This is a genomic window from Rhizobium sp. NLR10b, assembly GCF_019685435.1.
GTDB lineage: Bacteria > Pseudomonadota > Alphaproteobacteria > Rhizobiales > Rhizobiaceae > Rhizobium.
Genome location: NZ_JABDWV010000003.1, coordinates 63,017 through 80,583, shown reverse-complemented (window position 1 = coordinate 80,583; position 17,567 = coordinate 63,017). Strand labels below are relative to the sequence as shown.

At 62.9% G+C, this 17,567-nt stretch carries 20 protein-coding genes; 14 read left to right on the top strand and 6 right to left on the bottom strand.

The window, feature by feature from the left end; translation table 11 throughout:
• Nucleotides 1–48: 48 nt before the first annotated feature.
• Together HJB91_RS05310 and cysK are read left to right on the top strand one after the other, a co-directional pair.
• Nucleotides 49–666: a LysE family translocator gene (locus HJB91_RS05310; protein ID WP_210629487.1), complete on the top strand. Its 618-nt coding sequence runs from the start codon at nt 49–51 to the stop codon at nt 664–666.
• Between the two features lie 143 nt (nt 667–809).
• A complete protein-coding gene (gene cysK / locus HJB91_RS05305; protein ID WP_221145771.1) occupies nt 810–1,772 on the top strand; it encodes a cysteine synthase A in 963 nt (320 codons plus the stop codon).
• A gap of 88 nt (nt 1,773–1,860) precedes the next feature.
• Here the strand turns inward: cysK and HJB91_RS05300 are convergent, their stop codons facing one another.
• From HJB91_RS05300 to rsmI, 5 genes are all read right to left on the bottom strand, one after another.
• Nucleotides 1,861–3,393 (bottom strand): YifB family Mg chelatase-like AAA ATPase, encoded by a 1,533-nt coding sequence (locus HJB91_RS05300; RefSeq protein ID WP_221153590.1) that lies wholly within the window; start codon nt 3,391–3,393, stop codon nt 1,861–1,863.
• 154 nt (nt 3,394–3,547) lie between these two features.
• Nucleotides 3,548–4,495, bottom strand: a complete 948-nt coding sequence (gene gshB / locus HJB91_RS05295) for a glutathione synthase (protein WP_210629490.1) — start codon at nt 4,493–4,495, stop codon at nt 3,548–3,550.
• An 87-nt stretch (nt 4,496–4,582) separates the two neighbouring features.
• Nucleotides 4,583–5,086 (bottom strand): cupin domain-containing protein, encoded by a 504-nt coding sequence (locus HJB91_RS05290; RefSeq protein ID WP_221153589.1) that lies wholly within the window; start codon nt 5,084–5,086, stop codon nt 4,583–4,585.
• A gap of 117 nt (nt 5,087–5,203) precedes the next feature.
• Nucleotides 5,204–5,572, bottom strand: a complete 369-nt coding sequence (locus tag HJB91_RS05285; protein WP_210629492.1) for a YraN family protein — start codon at nt 5,570–5,572, stop codon at nt 5,204–5,206.
• A complete protein-coding gene (gene rsmI / locus HJB91_RS05280) occupies nt 5,562–6,479 on the bottom strand; it encodes a 16S rRNA (cytidine(1402)-2'-O)-methyltransferase (protein WP_210629493.1) in 918 nt (305 codons plus the stop codon). Before rsmI ends, HJB91_RS05285 begins: the two co-directional genes overlap by 11 nt.
• Before the next feature lie 259 nt (nt 6,480–6,738).
• Here rsmI and dnaN point away from each other — a divergent pair, with 259 nt between their 5' ends.
• The 8 genes from dnaN (at nt 6,739) to HJB91_RS05240 (ending at nt 12,694) form a co-directional block, all read left to right on the top strand.
• Entirely contained in the window at nt 6,739–7,857 is a 1,119-nt protein-coding gene (gene dnaN, locus HJB91_RS05275; RefSeq protein ID WP_004673935.1) for a DNA polymerase III subunit beta, read from the top strand.
• A gap of 56 nt (nt 7,858–7,913) precedes the next feature.
• Nucleotides 7,914–8,819: a DUF72 domain-containing protein gene (locus HJB91_RS05270; RefSeq protein ID WP_221153588.1), complete on the top strand. Its 906-nt coding sequence runs from the start codon at nt 7,914–7,916 to the stop codon at nt 8,817–8,819.
• 96 nt (nt 8,820–8,915) lie between these two features.
• The gene (gene pmtA / locus HJB91_RS05265; RefSeq protein ID WP_210629495.1) at nt 8,916–9,515 is read left to right on the top strand and encodes a phospholipid N-methyltransferase PmtA; all 600 of its coding nucleotides are present in this window, start codon (nt 8,916–8,918) and stop codon (nt 9,513–9,515) included.
• A gap of 1 nt (nt 9,516) precedes the next feature.
• Nucleotides 9,517–10,125 carry a histidine phosphatase family protein gene (locus HJB91_RS05260; RefSeq protein WP_221145763.1) on the top strand — a complete coding sequence of 203 codons (609 nt, stop codon included), beginning with the start codon at nt 9,517–9,519 and terminating at the stop codon, nt 10,123–10,125.
• Entirely contained in the window at nt 10,104–10,811 is a 708-nt protein-coding gene (gene pyrF / locus HJB91_RS05255; protein ID WP_210629497.1) for an orotidine-5'-phosphate decarboxylase, read from the top strand. Before HJB91_RS05260 ends, pyrF begins: the two co-directional genes overlap by 22 nt.
• 25 nt (nt 10,812–10,836) lie before the next feature.
• The gene (locus HJB91_RS05250) at nt 10,837–11,124 is read left to right on the top strand and encodes a DUF1330 domain-containing protein (RefSeq protein ID WP_221145761.1); all 288 of its coding nucleotides are present in this window, start codon (nt 10,837–10,839) and stop codon (nt 11,122–11,124) included.
• 108 nt (nt 11,125–11,232) lie between these two features.
• On the top strand, nt 11,233–12,213 hold the full coding sequence (locus HJB91_RS05245) for a complex I NDUFA9 subunit family protein (protein WP_210629499.1): 981 nt from the start codon (nt 11,233–11,235) through the stop codon (nt 12,211–12,213).
• 328 nt (nt 12,214–12,541) lie between these two features.
• On the top strand, nt 12,542–12,694 hold the full coding sequence (locus HJB91_RS05240; RefSeq protein ID WP_041678526.1) for a hypothetical protein: 153 nt from the start codon (nt 12,542–12,544) through the stop codon (nt 12,692–12,694).
• Between the two features lie 232 nt (nt 12,695–12,926).
• On the opposite strand, the gene HJB91_RS05235 is transcribed toward HJB91_RS05240, so the two are convergent.
• Nucleotides 12,927–13,724, bottom strand: coding sequence for an undecaprenyl-diphosphate phosphatase (locus HJB91_RS05235; RefSeq protein ID WP_210629500.1), 798 nt, complete (start codon nt 13,722–13,724; stop codon nt 12,927–12,929).
• Between the two features lie 258 nt (nt 13,725–13,982).
• Here HJB91_RS05235 and HJB91_RS05230 point away from each other — a divergent pair, with 258 nt between their 5' ends.
• The 4 genes from HJB91_RS05230 to HJB91_RS05215 all read left to right on the top strand — a co-directional run bounded on the left by HJB91_RS05230 (nt 13,983) and on the right by HJB91_RS05215 (nt 17,469).
• Entirely contained in the window at nt 13,983–14,675 is a 693-nt protein-coding gene (locus tag HJB91_RS05230; protein WP_210629501.1) for a glutathione S-transferase family protein, read from the top strand.
• Between the two features lie 12 nt (nt 14,676–14,687).
• A complete protein-coding gene (queG, locus tag HJB91_RS05225; RefSeq protein WP_221153587.1) occupies nt 14,688–15,839 on the top strand; it encodes a tRNA epoxyqueuosine(34) reductase QueG in 1,152 nt (383 codons plus the stop codon).
• Entirely contained in the window at nt 15,839–16,708 is an 870-nt protein-coding gene (locus HJB91_RS05220) for an SDR family oxidoreductase (protein ID WP_221153586.1), read from the top strand. The genes queG and HJB91_RS05220 overlap by 1 nt, the downstream gene beginning before the upstream one ends.
• Before the next feature lie 398 nt (nt 16,709–17,106).
• Nucleotides 17,107–17,469 carry a septal ring lytic transglycosylase RlpA family protein gene (locus tag HJB91_RS05215; protein ID WP_184457978.1) on the top strand — a complete coding sequence of 121 codons (363 nt, stop codon included), beginning with the start codon at nt 17,107–17,109 and terminating at the stop codon, nt 17,467–17,469.
• The last annotated feature ends 98 nt before the right edge of the window (nt 17,470–17,567 follow it).

Genomic DNA, 17,567 nt, shown 5'->3' with positions numbered 1-17,567 from the left:
ATGGCACGGCCCAGCGGATATAAAACGGCGGGGAAGAGGAGCCACCCCATGAGCTTTGCCGCCTTGCTTGCCTATGCCGGAGCGTTGTTCATCGCCGCGGCCATTCCCGGCCCCGGCATCACCGCCATCGTAGCGCGTGCGCTCGGCTCGAATTTCCGCGAGACCTTCTTCATGGGCCTCGGCCTGGTGCTCGGCGATATGACCTATCTCACAGCGGTCATTCTGGGCCTAGCTTTCGTCGCGCAGACCTTCGCGGAAGTCTTCCTCATCATCAAGGTCGCCGGCGCTCTTTATCTCGGCTACATCGCCTGGAAACTGTGGACGGCAGGGCTGCTGCCGCAGGATATTGCCGCGAAAAAATCCGGCAATGTCGGCCTGTCCTTCCTCTCCGGCCTGCTGGTGACGCTGGGCAACCCGAAGACGATGCTGTTTTATGTCGCACTGGCGCCGACGCTGATCGATATCGGCAATATCACCCTGCGCGACTATGCGCTTCTGCTCGCCGTCACCTTCGTGGTGCTGATCACCGTGCTGGTGCCCTATATGCTGCTTGCCGCGCGCGCCCGCACGATGCTGAAACAGCCGCGCGCCCTGCGGGCGCTGAACCGGGTTGCAGCCGGCATCCTTGCGGGCACGGCGGCGTTCATCGCGACGCGGGCAGCCTGAAATAAACATCCGCCAAGAGGCGGTTTTCAAAGCTTATTTTCTCTCCGCCACCCCGCCCGGCGCGAACGCGCTCTGGTCTCATTCCGTCTTTGACCCTATTCTCCTCCTCGATTTCAGGGAATGAAGTCCAAAGGGAGAGAACCATGTCGCACAAACCCGGCCGCGGCCGCATCTATTCCTCGATCACCGAGACCATCGGCGACACGCCGCTGGTGCGCTTCGACAAGCTGGCGCGGGAAAAGGGTGTGGTGGCAAACCTGATCGGCAAGCTCGAATTCTTCAATCCGATCGCATCCGTCAAGGACCGCATCGGTGTGGCAATGATCGAAAGCCTGGAATCGCAAGGCAAGATCACATCAGGCAAAACGGTGCTGATCGAGCCGACCTCGGGCAATACCGGCATCGCACTCGCCTTTGCCGCCGCCGCCAAGGGATACCGGCTGATCCTCACCATGCCCGAGACCATGTCGGTCGAACGCCGCAAGATGCTGGCGCTGCTCGGCGCCGAGCTGGTGCTGACGGAAGGGTCGAAGGGCATGAAGGGCGCCATCGCCAAGGCCGAGGAGCTCGCCGCCTCCCTTCCCGACGCCATCATTCCGCAGCAGTTCGAAAACCCGGCCAATCCCGAGATCCACCGCAAGACGACGGCCGAGGAAATCTGGAACGATACCGACGGCACGGTCGATATCGTCGTCTCGGGCATCGGCACCGGCGGCACGATCACCGGCGTCGGCCAGGTGCTGAAGAGCCACAAGCCCGAGATCCAGATCATCGCCGTCGAGCCTGCCGATTCGCCGGTGCTCTCAGGCGGTAATCCCGGCCCGCACAAGATCCAGGGAATCGGCGCCGGCTTCGCGCCGAAGATCCTCGATACCGGCATCTATGACGAGGTCGTGACCGTCACCAACGACGAGGCCTTCGAACAGGCCCGCCTCATCGCAAGGCTCGAAGGCGTGCCGGTCGGCATCTCCTCCGGCGCGGCGCTGACGGCGGCGATCAAGGTCGGCAGCCGGCCGGAAAATGCCGGCAAGAATATCGTCATCATCATACCGTCTTTTGCGGAACGGTATTTGTCGACGGCGCTGTTTGAGGGGTTGGGGAGCTGAATAGCGAATAGCGAATAGGATGTAACCTGCTTTGCGGCGGGCAAGCCGATTAACTAGTCGCTATTCGCAACTCCCTATTCGCTTGCGCTCAGGCGGCCGCCGTCAACCTCTCGCCGGCGATCCGGTAGGAGATCGCCTCAGCCAGATGCAAACGGCCAACGGTCGGTTTGTCGTCGAGATCGGCCAGCGTGCGGGCGACCTTGAGGACGCGGTGGTAGCCGCGGGCGGAGAATTTCATCTTCTCGGCGGCGTCGCGCAGGAGTTGCAGGCCGCTCGCATCGGGCTCGGCGAGTTTTTCGATCATTGATGTGGAGCAGCGGGCATTGGTGCCGATATCCCTGGCGCCGGCGCGCGCGAAGCGCTCCTGCTGGAGCTCGCGGGCGCGGGCGACGCGGCGGGCGACATCGGCGCTGGCCTCGGCCGCCATCGGGCGGATCAGATCGGCGGCGGAGACGGCCGGCACATCGATGCGGATATCGATGCGGTCCATCAGCGGCCCGGAGATGCGGGCCTGGTAGTCGCTCATGCAGCGCGGGCCACGGGCGCAGGTATGGCCGGGCTCACCGGCCATGCCGCAGCGGCAGGGGTTCATCGCCGCGATCAGCTGGAATTTCGCCGGATAGGAGACGCGGTGATTGGCGCGCGCAATGACGCATTCGCCGCCTTCGAGCGGCTGGCGCAGCGCATCGAGCGCCTGCGGCGTGAACTCGGGGAACTCGTCGAGGAAGAGCACGCCGTGATGGGCGAGCGAGGCCTCGCCCGGCCGGGCGCGCAGACCGCCGCCGACAAGGGCGGCCATGGTGGCGGAATGATGCGGGGTGCGGAAGGGCCGGCGATCGGACAGCTTGCCGCCGGTGAGCTGGCCGGCGATCGAATGGACCATCGACACTTCAAGCAGTTCGGCGGGCGAAAGCGGCGGCAGGATCGACGGCAGCCGCGACGCCAGCATCGATTTGCCGGAACCGGGAGGCCCGACCATCAGGAGATTGTGGCCGCCGGCGGCCGCCACCTCGAGCGCACGTTTTGCGCTTTCCTGGCCCTTGATCTCGGCAAGATCCGGCAGGTTGGCGGCATTGGCGCGGATCGACGGCTCCGGCCGGGAGAGCACCTGCGTGCCGCGAAAATGATTGGCAAGGGCAATCAGGCTGCGCGGTGCGAGAATATCGACCTCGGCGCCGGCCCAGGCAGCCTCGGCGCCGCTTTCGGCCGGGCAGATCAGCCCCTTGCCGAGAGCATTGGCGCCGATCGCGGCCGGCAGCGCGCCAGCGATGGCGGCGATGGTGCCATCGAGATTGAGCTCGCCGACGACGACAAAATCCGACAGCGCATCGGCGGGAATGGCGCCGAGAGCGGCCATCAGCGCCAGCGCGATTGGCAGATCAAAATGCGAGCCTTCCTTCGGCAGATCGGCGGGCGCCAAGTTGACGGTCACCCGCTTGCCCGGCAGCGCCAGGCCGGAGGCGTGAAGGGCGGCCTGAACGCGCTCGCGGCTTTCAGCGACCGCCTTGTCAGGCAGGCCGACGATCTGCATGCCGACCTTGCCAGGCGCGATCATGACCTGGACCTCGACCGGCACGCCTTCGATGCCCTGGAATGCTACCGTACTGACACGCGCGACCATATGCCCACCCTTGTCCCGCAAACTCTTAGAGACCGCCCCGTGGCCGTTGAAAGCCAGCGGTTGCAATCTGGCACGGAAGCAGGACTAAAACAAGAACAATAAAAGAACGCAGGCGGATAAGCAGCAGTAATCGCGGTTGTACCCGATCGCAGCCTCAGCCGCGCTTGCGCTCGATCGCGTCCCAGAGCAGGGCCGCGATATCGGCGCCGCCGAACTTCCTGACCTCGCGGATGCCGGTCGGCGAGGTGACGTTGATCTCGGTCATGTAATCGCCGATCACGTCGATGCCGACGAGCAGGAAGCCGCGTTCCCTCAGCGCGGGGCCGATGCGGGCGCAGATTTCCTTTTCGCGCGGCGTCAGTTCGGTCGCCTCGGCGCGGCCGCCGACATGCATGTTGGAGCGGCTGTCATGCTCGGCCGGCACGCGGTTGATGGCACCGGCAAACTCGCCGTCGACAAGGATGATACGCTTGTCGCCCTTGCGCACGTCGGGCAGATATTGCTGGGCGATGAAGGGCTCGCGGAAGAGTTGGCCGAACATTTCCAGCAGCGAGGAGAGGTTGCGGTCGTCGCGGGTCGAATGGAAGACGCCGGCGCCGCCATTGCCGTAGAGCGGCTTCAAGATGATGTCGCCCATCTCGTCGCGGAAGCGGCGGATTTCGGCGGGATCCTTGGTGATCAGCGTCTTCGGCATCAGATCGGCGAATTCGGTGACGAAGATCTTCTCCGGTGAATTGCGCACCCAGGCCGGATCGTTGACGACGAGCGTCTTCGGATGGATGCGCTCGAGGAGATGCGTCGAGGTGATATAGGCCATGTCGAAGGGCGGATCCTGGCGCAGCAGCACCACGTCCATGGTCGAGAGATCGACGCGCTCGGGCGCGCCGAGTTCGAAGTGATCGCCCTTGACGTCACGCAGCAGCATCGGCTCGACGCTGGCAAAGAGCTTGCCGTCGCGGAAGCTCAGGCGCTCGGGGGTATAATGGAAGAGCCTGTAGCCGCGCGCCTGCGCCTCCAGGCTCATGGCGAAGGTGGAGTCCCCCGCGATATTGATGCCGGCGACATGATCCATCTGGACCGCTACATTGGTGATCTTGGCCATTTCCGTCCCTCGCTGAATGCCGGACAGATGTAGGTCGGCCCGGCATCAAACGCAACGGTCATCGAAGGCTTGCGGCAGTCGCCATTTTCAGGCGGCGATGCCCTGGCTGCCGCCGTTGCGCAGCATGTTGCGCAGACGGTAGGCGATTGCCAAAGGCTTCGGGAAAGGCTTGCGCAGGAAGGCGACCTTGCGGACGTAACTGTCGACCCGCCAGCTCGCCCAGGTTCCACCTGCGAAAAAGGCGACGTCGCCGGCGCACAGGGTCCGTTCCGTGCCGTCCTCGGCGGTGATATGGACCTCGCCTTCGAGGATCATCACGGTCTCGTCCCAGCCGAAATACCAGCGGAATTCGCCCGCCGTGCAGTCCCAGATCGCCGTCAGCGACGCCTCGTCATGGCCGCGCGAATGTTCGGCGGTGCGGGCATCCGGATTGCCGCTGATGATCCAGTCGGGATTGATCGGCGTCGATTTCAGCGGCAGGTGGTCGCTCGCATGCGCGACGAAGGACTTCCCGGCCGGCTTCAGCGCGATATAAGGCACCGAGCGCGCAGCCATGCCGACCGCACTTGCAAGCATCATCTTCCAGGCCACGCAACAACCCCCAATTCTTAATCCCTACCGCGATGGTGGGTAGCAGAGAGAGGTAAGGAGCTCGTTCAACCCGGGACTAAAATTTTAACAATCCGGAAACTCGGCCGGGCAAAGCGCTCAGAAGGCGTCGGGAAAGTGCCGCGGCAACCGGCCGGGCATGACCGCGACGATATCGTAGCGCTGGGAAAGGCGGGCGTGATCGGCCTGGCGGGCGAGCCAGAGATCGCTTGCCGCCCGGATCCGCTTCTGCGCGGCGAGAGAGACGGCGTCGATGGCCGCAGCCTCGCCATACCGGGCCTTGACCTCGACGAAGACGGCGAGATCGCCCTTGCGGGCGACGATATCGATCTCGCCGAGCCGGGTGCGGTGGCGCAGCGCCAGGATGCGGTATCCCTTCAGCATCAGGAAGACGGCGGCGACATATTCCGACATGCGGCCACGGCGCAGCGCTTTCCTTTTGATGGCAGTGGGGTCTTTATCGCCCATTGCCGCCCTTCAGCTCCAGCAGGCGCTGATAGAGCGCCTTGCGCGGCAGGCCGGTGAGACGGGCGGCCTCGGTCGCAGCCTTTGCCGTCGGCATCGACGTCGACAGGTCGGCAAGCACGGCCTCGACATCGGCCTCGGACGTTTCCGCCGGCTGCGGCGGACCGACGACGAGGACGATCTCGCCCCTGACGTTTTCCACCTGCTGGTAATGGGCGGCGAGTTCGGCCAGCGTGCCGCGGCGGAATTCTTCATAGGTCTTGGTCAATTCACGGCAGACGCAAGCCGGCCGCTCCGGGCCGAGCACATCGGCGGCAGCAAGAAGCGTCGCGCCGATGCGATGGGGCGATTCAAAAAAGATCAGCGTCGCTGGAGTTGCGGCCAATTCACCGAGACGATCGCGGCGGGCCTTGTCCTTGGGCGGCAGAAAACCGGCGAAGAGGAAGGCGTCGTTCGGCAGGCCGGAACCAACAAGGGCGGCGAGCGGCGCCGAGGCGCCTGGAATGGGAATGACGCGGTAACCGGCGGCAATCGCCTGCCGGGCCAGCCGGTAGCCGGGATCGGAGACGAGCGGCGTGCCGGCATCGGACACCAGCGCTACCGAGCGGCCGGCTTCCAGCGCCTGGATGAGCCGCGGGCCGGCTTCGTCAGCATTGTGCTCGTGGTAAGCGAAGGGGCGGTTCTGGATGCCGTAGCGGTCGAGCAGAACGCGGGTGACGCGCGTATCCTCACATGCCAGCACGTCGGCGCCGGCCAGCGTTTCCAATGCGCGCAGCGTGATGTCGCCGAGATTGCCGATGGGAGTGGCAACCAGATAGAGCGCCGGCTCCAGCGGCCGCGCCGGCACCGCCATGTTGTGCAGGCGGAAGCTTCGCCTCGTGGCGTCCTCGGCTGTGGTTTGCTCGTTCATGCCCTTTGCCTTCGTGCCGCCGGCGCCTTGCCGGTTCATCGGCCTTTATGGGCGAGTGCTGCGGCTTCGGCAAGGGTTGGGATTTCTGTGAGGATTGCTCCGGAAAACCTGAAATGCGAGGGCTCGGCCGTCCATGCCTCTTGCCATCCAATGCTGAAGTCTGCCATTTTGCCCGTCCACTCCCCCGACCTAAATCGGGAAAGCATTCTTCGGGCCTTCGATGCGCCCGGGCAGTCACGGTCGAAAGCGGTAGCATCCCATGCGTATTACTATTGAGCGGTCAAACCTTCTGAAATCGCTGAACCACGTCCACCGTGTGGTCGAACGTCGCAACACGATCCCGATCCTGTCCAACGTACTGCTCAAGGCCGACGGCCAGAACCTCGACATGAAGGCGACCGACCTCGACCTCGAAATCACCGAGGCGACGCCGGCAAGCGTCGAACAAGCAGGCGCCACCACCGTTCCCGCCCATCTTCTCTACGACATCGTGCGCAAGCTTTCCGACGGCTCGGAAGTGCTGCTGGCGACCAGCACCGATGGCGGCTCGATGACCGTCCAGTCCGGCCGCTCGAAATTCTCGCTGCAGTGCCTGCCGGAATCCGATTTCCCGGATCTGACCGCCGGCACCTTCACGCATTCCTTCAAGCTGAAGGCGACCGATCTCAAGATGCTGATCGACCGCACCCAGTTCGCGATCTCGACGGAAGAGACACGTTATTATCTGAATGGCATCTTCTTCCACACGATCGAGAGCAATGGTGAGCTGAAGCTCAGGGCGGTCGCGACCGACGGCCACCGGCTGGCCCGCGCCGATGTCGACGCGCCGTCGGGCTCCGAGGGCATGCCCGGCATCATCATTCCGCGCAAGACGGTCGGCGAACTGCAGAAGCTGGTCGACAATCCGGAAGCAATCGTCACCGTCGAGGTTTCCGACGCCAAGATCCGCATGACGATCGGCTCGATCGTTCTGACCTCGAAACTGATCGACGGCACATTCCCGGATTACCAGCGCGTCATCCCCACCGGCAACGACAAGGAAATGCGCGTCGATTGCACGACCTTCGCCCAGGCCGTCGACCGCGTCTCGACGATCTCCTCCGAGCGCGGGCGCGCCGTGAAGCTGGCGCTGTCCGAAGGTCAGCTGATGCTGACCGTCAACAATCCGGATTCCGGCAGCGCCACGGAAGAAGTCGCCGTCGGCTACGACACGGATGCGATGGAAATCGGCTTCAACGCCAAATATCTGCTCGACATCACCGCGCAGCTTTCCGGCGAGGAAGCGATCTTCCTGCTGGCGGATGCCGGCTCGCCGACGCTGATCCGCGACACTGCCGGTGACGACGCGCTCTACGTCTTGATGCCGATGCGCGTCTGACGGGAACGAAGGCGTCCGCTTCCGGTTTTCCTCCTGTCAAACAGGAGGATTGCAGAATGAAAAAAACCGGAGCGGTGCGCATCGGCATTTCAGGCTGGACCTATGCGCCCTGGCGCGGGCAATTCTATCCGGAGGGACTGCCGCAGAAGCAGGAGCTTTCCTACGCCGCCCGTCACTTCCGCTCGATCGAGATCAACGGCACTTTCTATGGGCTGCAGAGGCCCGAAATCTTCGGCCGCTGGCGGGATGAAACGCCTGACGATTTCGTCTTTGCGGTCAAGGGGCCGCGCTTCCTCACCCATGTGCGGCGATTGAGGGAGATCGAGGCGCCGCTTGCCAATTTCTTCGCCTCCGGCCTGCTCAGGCTCGGCCCCAAGCTCGGGCCGATCCTCTGGCAGTTTCCGGCCAATATGGTCTTCGATCCTGATCGCTTCGAATATTTCCTGTCGTTGCTGCCGCATGATCACGATGCGGCGATAACGCTTGCCAAGCGGCATGACGAGCGCCTCAAACAGGCCTGGCTCAAAAGCGACGGACACCAGCCGATCCGCCATGCGTTCGAAATCCGCAACGACAGCTTCCGCTCAGTCGAGTTCATCGAGATGCTCCGGCGACACAAGGCGGCGCTCGTCTGCGCCGATACGGTGAAATGGCCGCTGCTGATGGATATCACCGCCGACTTCATCTATTGCCGCCTGCATGGATCCGAAAAGCTCTATGTCAGCGGCTATGAAGACGAAGCGCTCGATCTATGGGCCGAGCGCATCCGCGCCTGGGCACAGGGCGGAGAACCGGAGAATGCGACGCGGATAGTTGTGCCGCTGCCGGCGCGCGCCAAGGGCCGCGACGTCTATCTTTATTTCGACAACACCGATAAGAAACTGCGCGCCCCTGTCGACGCTGGCCATTTGAGCGAAAGACTTGCCGACCTCATGCCTCATACCCAGCGAAAGGCCGCATGAGCTGTTGATGCCGATATCCTCGTTGCGAAAATCCTTGTCCCGGGAGCGACAAGCAGCATATGTAAGACAGTCGATCAACGTGCGGATGGGTGGAGAATGCGCTTACGGGTCAAGGTGAAGGAACACCTCGGGAAGAGATTTGATGAGGAAATCCGTTTCTTCCGGGGCATGATGCAGGGGCCGAAGACGGTAGGCTCGATCGTGCCGACCTCTTCGATTACCGCCAAGCGCATGGCCAGCGTCATCGATATGCATTCGGGGCTGCCGGTGCTGGAACTCGGCCCGGGCACGGGCGCCATCACCAAGGCCATCCTCGGCCGCGGCGTGAAACCGGAAAATCTCATCGCAATCGAATATTCGACGGATTTCCACCAGCATCTGCTGCGGACCTATCCCGGCGTGCACTTCATCAACGGCGATGCTTTCGATCTGCAGACCACGCTCGGCGACTACGGCGACCGGACGTTCGATTGCGTCATTTCCTGCATTCCGCTGCTGAATTTCCCGATGGCGATGCGCGTCTCGCTGCTCGAAAGCCTGCTCGACCGCCTGCCCGCCGGCCGACCGGTGGTGCAGATTTCCTATGGCGCGATCTCGCCGATCGCCGCCAATCCCGACCGCTATCACATTCAGCATTTCGACTTCGTCATGCGCAACATCCCGCCGGCGCAGCTCTGGATCTACCGGCGCGGTTGAGATGTTCGGCCTTTATATCACCCATCCGCAGGTCAAGATCGATGCGAATGTTCCGGTGCCGAAATGGGGCCTTTCCGAGGTCGGCGCCGCCCGCGCCCGCAAAGCTGCCGAGAGCGATTGGGCCAGCCGGCTGACCCGCATCGTCTCCAGCGACGAGACGAAGGCGATCGAAACGGCCGAAAGCCTGGCGGCCGCTTCCGGCATCAGCGTCGAGATCGTCCATGGCATGCACGAGAACGACCGCTCGGCCACCGGCTTCCTGCCGCCGCCGCAGTTCGAAGAGGCGGCAAACTGGTTCTTTGCCAATCCGGAACAAAGCTTCAAAGGTTGGGAGCGCGCCGTCGACGCGCAGGCCCGCATCGTCGCGGCGGTCAAGGCCGTTCTCGCCACACATGATGCGGCCGCACCGATCGCCTTCGTCGGCCATGGCGGCGTCGGCACGCTGCTGAAATGCCATCTGGCGGGACGGCCGATCGCCCGCGACCGCGACCAGCCGGCCGGCGGCGGCAATCTCTATGCTTTCAGCCTTGCGGATCTCGGCCTGACATGCGACTGGACGTCCATCGAAAACTGGCGGGGTGACTTCACATGGATGCACGCGAGCGGTTGATCGTCGGCCTGGATGTCCCAACGATCGGCGAGGCAGAAGGACTGGTTTCCACGCTCGGCGACGACATTCTCTTCTATAAGATCGGTTATCAGCTGGTCTTTGCCGGCGGCCTCGAATTCGCCCGCGACCTTGCCGCAAGCGGCAAGAAGATCTTTCTCGACATGAAACTGCTCGACATCGACAACACGGTCGCGTCAGGCGTCGAGAATATCGCCAAGATGGGCATGTCGATGCTGACGCTGCATGCCTATCCGAAGGCGATGCGGGCGGCGGTGGAGGCGGCGGCCGGCTCCGGTCTCTGCCTGCTCGGCGTCACCGTGCTGACCTCGATGGATGCCGAGGACCTTGCCGAGGCCGGCTACAGCCAGGACCCGCACAGCCTGGTGCTCAGTCGCGCCGGACAGGCGCGCGTCGCCGGCATGGGCGGCATCGTCTGCTCGGCGGCGGAGGCAGCCGAGGTGCGGGAGGTCGTCGGTCCCGACATGGCGATCGTCACGCCCGGCATTCGCCCGACCGGCAGCGACAAGGGCGACCAGAAGCGGGTGATGACGCCGTTCGATGCGCTGAAAGCGGGATCAACCCATCTCGTCGTCGGCCGGCCGATCGTCAAGGCGCCCGATCCGAAAGAGGCGGCCCGCGCCGTCCTCAACGAGATGGTGAGCGCGCTCTGGCCGGCAAACCGCTGAATTCAAAAGCACAAGGGAGAAGATCATGGCCAAGGCATATTGGATCGCCCGCGTCGACGTTCTTGACGCCGAGCGCTACAAGGATTACGTGGCGGCGGCCAAACCGGCCTTCGAAAAATACGGCGCGAATTTCCTGGCGCGCGGCGGCGCCATCACCGAGCTCGAGGGCAAGGCGCGCGCCCGCAACGTCGTGATCGAATTCCCTTCGATGCAGCATGCGGTGGATTGCTACAATTCGCCGGAGTACCAGATCGCCGCCAAGATCCGCCAGGAAGTGGCGGATGCGGAAATGGTCGTCGTCGAAGGCGTCTAAGCTGCGCGCACCGCCAAAAACTGACGGCGCGATAGGCCTTCCCGTCGCCTCGGGATTGGGCTAATACGGTGCCGACAAAGCATCCCCAAGCCTTTCGAGGAACCTGCCATGACCCTTGCCAACCTGCCGCCGCTCGTCACCGTGTTCGGAGGGTCCGGTTTCGTGGGCAGGCACGTGGTGCGGGCGCTCGCCAAGCGCGGCTATCGCATCCGGGTCGCCGTGCGCCGACCTGATCTCGCCGGCTTCCTGCAGCCGCTCGGCAATGTCGGCCAGATTTCCTTCGTGCAGGCGAACCTGCGCTATCGCAACTCGATCGACCGTGCCGTCGAGGGCGCCAGCCACGTCATCAACTGCGTCGGCATTCTGCATCAGACCGGCCGCAACACTTTCGACGCGGTACAGGAATTCGGCGGACGCGCGGTTGCAGAAGCGGCGCGCAATGCCGGCGCGACTCTCACCCATATTTCGGCGATCGGCGCCGACGCCAATTCCGATTCGGATTATGGCCGCACCAAAGGCCGCGCGGAAGCGGCCATTCTCTCCATCAAGTCCGATGCGGTGATCTTCCGTCCGTCGATCGTCTTCGGACCGGAGGACAGCTTCTTCAACAAGTTTGCCGACATGGCGCGCATGTCGCCTGTCCTGCCGCTGGTCGGCGGCGGCAGGACGAAATTCCAGCCTGTTTATGTCGAGGACGTCGCCGAGGCGGTCGCCCGCGCCGTCGACGGCAAGGTTGCCGGCGGCAAGATCTATGAGCTCGGCGGACCCGAGGTGCTGAGCTTCCGCGAATGTCTCGAGATGATGCTGAAGGTGACGAGCCGCAAGAACCCGCTGGTGTCCCTGCCCTTCGGCCTGGCTTCGCTGATCGGCAGCATCGCCTCGCTGATCCCCTTTGTGACACCGCCGATCACGCCGGACCAGGTGCGCCTGCTCAAGCGCGACAACGTCGTATCCCCAGAGGCCGAGGCGGAAGGCCGCACATTGAAGGGACTCGGCATTACGCCCACCATGCCGGCATCGGTGCTCGGCTCCTATCTCGTGCAGTACCGTCCGCACGGCCAGTATACCGGCTCCGGCAAGGCCGCCTGACCATCTTTCCCGAGGAACGATAACGCCGTCCGCCGATCCCGCGGGCGGCGTTTTGCTTTGCCGCAGCACCTTAACAGTTGCGGCGTCCTTTGCGCGTCCTGAACGGCGCGCGGCGCCACGATGCCGGCGCAAGCTCGGCCTGTTTTCCTGCCGGCTGTATCGAGCAGCGTTGCATAAAAGGCGCAGCGGAAATTTTGTGGAATTAACGCCAAATTTAGCAGGAACGTTTATTGCTATTTGTCATTCCACTGACTACCAAACCCCGCGTCTTCCAACGGACTCAACGTCTGCGAAGGCGTGCGGCAATCACTGTGAAAGGCATTTATCGATGGGCAAGTCAATCGCGCTCCTTTTTGCGTGTGCGGCGCTGATTATCATGGCAGGCTCCTTCGTTGCGCCCGGTTCGGTCGCGGCGGTCAAGGGCGACTGCTCGCCGGCCTACGGCGTCGATCCTTGCTCGACGGCTTCGATCAGCCACTGACGAAAAGGCCGGCACCTTGCGCCGGCATCCACGAAGACAAGCCGTCGGGAACGCCGAACCAGGCGTTCCGCAATGAAGGCTCGATATTGCCTGCTTCAAAGCGGCGACGAGCGTCCTTCCTCAAGATAGATCTGAAAACTCGACGTTTGCCGGCGAGCGGGTCCTTGTGCGCAAACTTCCGACAGGGCAATGCATTCGCGCCGGGAGTTGCGCGAATGCAGTTGCAGCTGCCTCAGGCGATCATGCCGGTCGCGGCCATGCCGAGCAGCAGGACGCCGAGAATGATGCGGTAGATGGCAAAGAGCGTGAAGCGGTTGCTCCTTATATAGGCGAGCAGCCATTTGACGGCGATGAAAGCGACGATCGTGGAGACCACGAACGCGATGGCGAGCGCCGTCCAGTCTTCACCTGCCGCGCCGCCATCCTTGAAGGTCTTCAGCAACTCATAGCCGCTTGCGGCATACATCGTAGGGATGCCGACGAGAAAGGCAAATTCGGTCGCCGCGGCGCGATTGCCGGTGCCGGCCAGCAGGGCGACGAAAATCGTGGCGCCGGAGCGTGACGTCCCCGGAAAGACGCCGGCAACGATCTGGGCGATGCCGACCAGAATAGAGACAAGCCAGGTGATCTGCTTATGCGGCGGCCGGCGCGCGGCGGCCCATTCGGCAAAGATCATCCAGATGCCGCCGATGATGAGCGCCCAGGCGATCGGCGTCGCGGTCTCGGGAAGTTCAAAGCCGAGCTTCTTGACGGCGAGGCCGAGGATTGCGGTGATGAGAAATGCGACGATCAGTTTGGAGGCATAGTCCCGATTCTCGGGCTCGCGCCAGCCAAGCACCAGATCCAGCAGGCGGCGCCAGTAGATGATCGTGACGGCAAGGATGGCGCCCGCCTGAATGACGATGTTGAACATGTCCGACCGGTGGCCGAGCCATTGCTCCGCAATGATGAGATGGCCGGTGCTGGAGATCGGCAGAAACTCGGTGATCCCCTCGATGACACCGAGAATGGCGGCATTGATATAGTCCATAAATTGTCTCCGGTTTAAAGGTCGTTCGGACCGAGCACTTCCTGCGGGAAATGCTCGGAGCTGCGTCTGAGCCGATCAAGCAGCCGTTATCCTCGTGCGCAAGACGTGTGTTTTGTCCCTTGTCAGATGGCGTGAAAGCCGATTCGCTTGTGTTGGCCGGGCCAAACTCCTATAGCTTCAACCAATGAGTCATGACTAAGGCGCTATAAACGAGCTGCCACACAGTCCTGTAACAGCAATCATAAAGCCCGAGTATCGATGCCCACGCTTTATCATCATCCCATGTCCTCCGCATCTCGCTTCGTCCGGCTGATCCTGGCGGAATACGGCTATCAGGCGGATCTGATCGAAGAGCAGACATGGGAGAAGCGCCGCGATTTCCTGGCGCTCAATCCGGCCGGTACGCTGCCGGTCTATGTCGACGACAGCATGCGTGCGCTCTGTGGCGCGAGCGTCATTTCCGAATATCTGGACGAGACGCACGGGGTCTTGAAGCGCGACCGGCGGCTGCTCGCCGAGGATCCGTTCCAGCGGGCGGAAATCCGCCGGCTGAGCGAATGGTTCATGCAGAAAATGGAAAACGACGTGACGAAGCCGCTCGCCCGCGAGCGTGTCTACAAGTTGCAGATGACCGCCGATCAGGGCGGCGGAGCGCCGGATTCGAAGATTTTGCGCACGGCCCGCGCGAATATCCGCCAGCATATGCGTTATCTCACCTGGCTTGCCGGCTCGCGTCAGTGGCTGGCGGGCGAGCGGATGAGCTATGCCGACCTTGCCGCCGCCGCCTCGATCTCGATCCTCGATTATCTCGGCGAGATCGAGTGGGCCGAGGCTCCGGTCGTCAAGGAATGGTACCAGCGGCTGAAATCGCGCCCCTCCTTCCGGCCGATGCTGACCGAGCGGGTGCGCGGCCTGACCCCGGTTTCGCATTATGCCGATCTGGATTTCTGACGAGGGCGCCTCATGCCCGACAATGATGACAAAGAGCGCCGCCGCCGCGACAATTTGACCGAGTTCGTCCGGGCGGAATCTGCCGCCAAGGGCTTCGATCTCTGCCGCATCACCCGCCCTGACGCGATCCCCGAAGCCAAACAGCGTCTCGGTGAGTTCATCGATGCCGGACGCCACGGGACGATGGAGTGGATGGCGGAGACGCGCGAGCGGCGCGGCGATCCGCTGACGCTCTGGAGCGAGGTCCGGTCCGTCGTCGTCTTCGGCCTCAATTATGCTCCGGAGGAGGACCCGCGCGACGTCCTCGGCAAGCCGGACAGGGCGGCAATCTCCGTCTACGCCCGCAATCGCGATTATCACGACATCATCAAGGGCCGGCTGAAGGAGATCGCCACACGCTTTGCCGCACGCGCCGGCGCCGATGTGAAGGTGTTCGTCGACACCGCGCCAGTGATGGAAAAGCCGTTGGCGGCGGCGGCCGGTATCGGCTGGCAGGGCAAACACACCAATCTCGTCAGCCGCACACGAGGCTCCTGGCTGTTTCTCGGCTCGATGTTCACCACCGCCGATCTTGCCGTCGACGCGCCGGAGATCGATCATTGCGGCTCCTGCCGCGCCTGTCTCGATATCTGTCCGACCGCCGCCTTCCCGGCGCCCTACCAGATCGACGCGCGGCGCTGCATCTCCTATCTCACCATCGAACACAAGGGACCAATCGACCCCGACCTGCGGGTGCTGATCGGCAACCGCATCTATGGCTGCGACGACTGTCTCGCCGCCTGTCCCTGGAACAAGTTCGCAAGCTCCGCCTCCGAAATGAAGTTGCAGGCGCGCGAAGAGCTGAAGGAGCCGTCGATCGCCTTTCTGCTGACGCTGGACGATGCCGCCTTCCGCGCCTTCTTCAGTGGTTCGCCGGTCAAACGGATCGGTCGCGACCGTTTCATCCGCAACGTGCTGATCGCTGCCGGCAATTCCGGCGAGACGGCGCTCATTGCGCAATGTCGTGCGCTCGCCGGCGATTCCGCCCCGGCGGTCCGCGGCATGGCTGTCTGGGCGCTTTCCCGGCTGATGGAGGCTGGCGAATTCTCCGCCTTTGCCGCACAAAGGACCGACGAGAGCGACGAAAATGTGCTGAACGAATGGCGGCTGGCGGGAGTGGGCTGATGCATGTGATGATCTTTGGCTGCGGTTATTCCGGCACGGCAATCGCCAAGGCCTTCGCCGGCGACGGCGTGCGGGTGTCCGGAACGACCCGTTCCGCAGAGAAGATGGAAGCGCTCCGCCGCGCCGGCATCGAGGCATTCCTGTTCGATGGCGAGACGATGGAAGAGGAACTCGTCCGGGCTTTGGCCGATGTCACCCATGTCGTGCAGTCGATCGCGCCTGGAAAGGCCGATCCGTTGCTGGGACTGCTCAATAAAAACGGCGCGAGCCTGCTGCCGAGGCTCGAATGGATCGGCTATCTCTCCACCGTCGGCGTCTATGGCGATCACCAGGGCGCCTGGGTAAGCGAAGACACGCCGTGCCTGCCGGTTTCCGGGCGGTCGAAGGAGCGGCTTGAGGCCGAAGAGGGCTGGCTGGCAATGGGCCGCGAGCGTGGCGTGCCGGCGGCGGTGCTGCGTCTTTCCGGCATCTATGGGCCGGGGCGCAACGCCTTCTGCAATCTCGAAAAGGGCACGGCGCGGCGGCTGATCAAGAAGGACCAGGTCTTCAACCGCATCCGCGTCGAGGATATCGGCGCGGCGGCGCGCTTCCTGTCGGAGCGCGGCCTCGGCGGCATCTATAATATCACCGACGACCGACCGGGGCCGCCGCAGGACGTGATCGTCGAGGCGGCACGGCTGATGGGCGTCGAACCGCCTCCGGAACAGGCCTTCGAAACCGCCGAGCTGACGCCGATGGCGCGTTCTTTCTACGGCGAGAACAAGCGGGTTTCCAACGCAAAACTGAAGTCGGCCGGTTTCGAATTCTCATTCCCGAACTATCCGATGTCGCTTGCACAATTGTGGCTGGACAGGCGCTGGCGCGGTTAGATCCGGTCGGCCAGAGTTATCACCCAAAATGAGTAGGAAATTCCTACTTTCGGCACTCTTACGAACAATTCTCGCCGCATCTTATGGTTAATAGCCTTTGAATTTGCTCAAATGTGGCAGCAAATATGGCGAAGGCGGGAAAAAAATTTCGTGATTTCCGTGAGGACCGCGCAGTTTAACGCTTCGTCGGAAAATTCATTTGAATTTTAGCTGATTCCATTAGGTTTTTTCTACGTCCGACCGCATGGGGCAAATTCCGAAATTTTATCAATAGCATCACACATATTACAGAATGCAACATTCCGTGATCGTGAGCGGCACTTTTTTGCCATTTTTCGACGGATTTAAGCCCCGCCGCCTGCAAAGGCGTGTGTTCAATAGTTGAGGGATACTCCGTTTTGAAGAAAATCAGCCGTTCTATTATCGCTGCGGCAACTATTGCGGCCTGCTCTTCCCTGCTTCCGGCGGAAGGTTTTGCTGCAAATGGCTGCGGCGGTGCTTCATGGTACGCTCTTCACTCCAAAACTGCTTCCGGAGAACGTATGAACCCCGCCGTCTTGACTGCCGCGCATCGTTCGCTCGCATTCGGCACCAAGGTCAAGGTCACCAACCGCAACAATGGCCGCACCGTCGTCGTTCGCATCAATGATCGCGGTCCGTTCATCCGCGGCCGTGTGCTCGATCTGTCGCGCGCCGCCGCACAGAATATCGGCATGGTGAGCTCCGGCACGGCGAAGGTCTGCTACCAGGTGATCAGCTAAGCCCGGAGCTTGCAACCGCCTGCGCCGTCAGCGGCGCTTGCTCTTGCCGCCAATCGCGGTTACCACGCGGTTGAAACCTGTAAACCATCCGCCCGGCA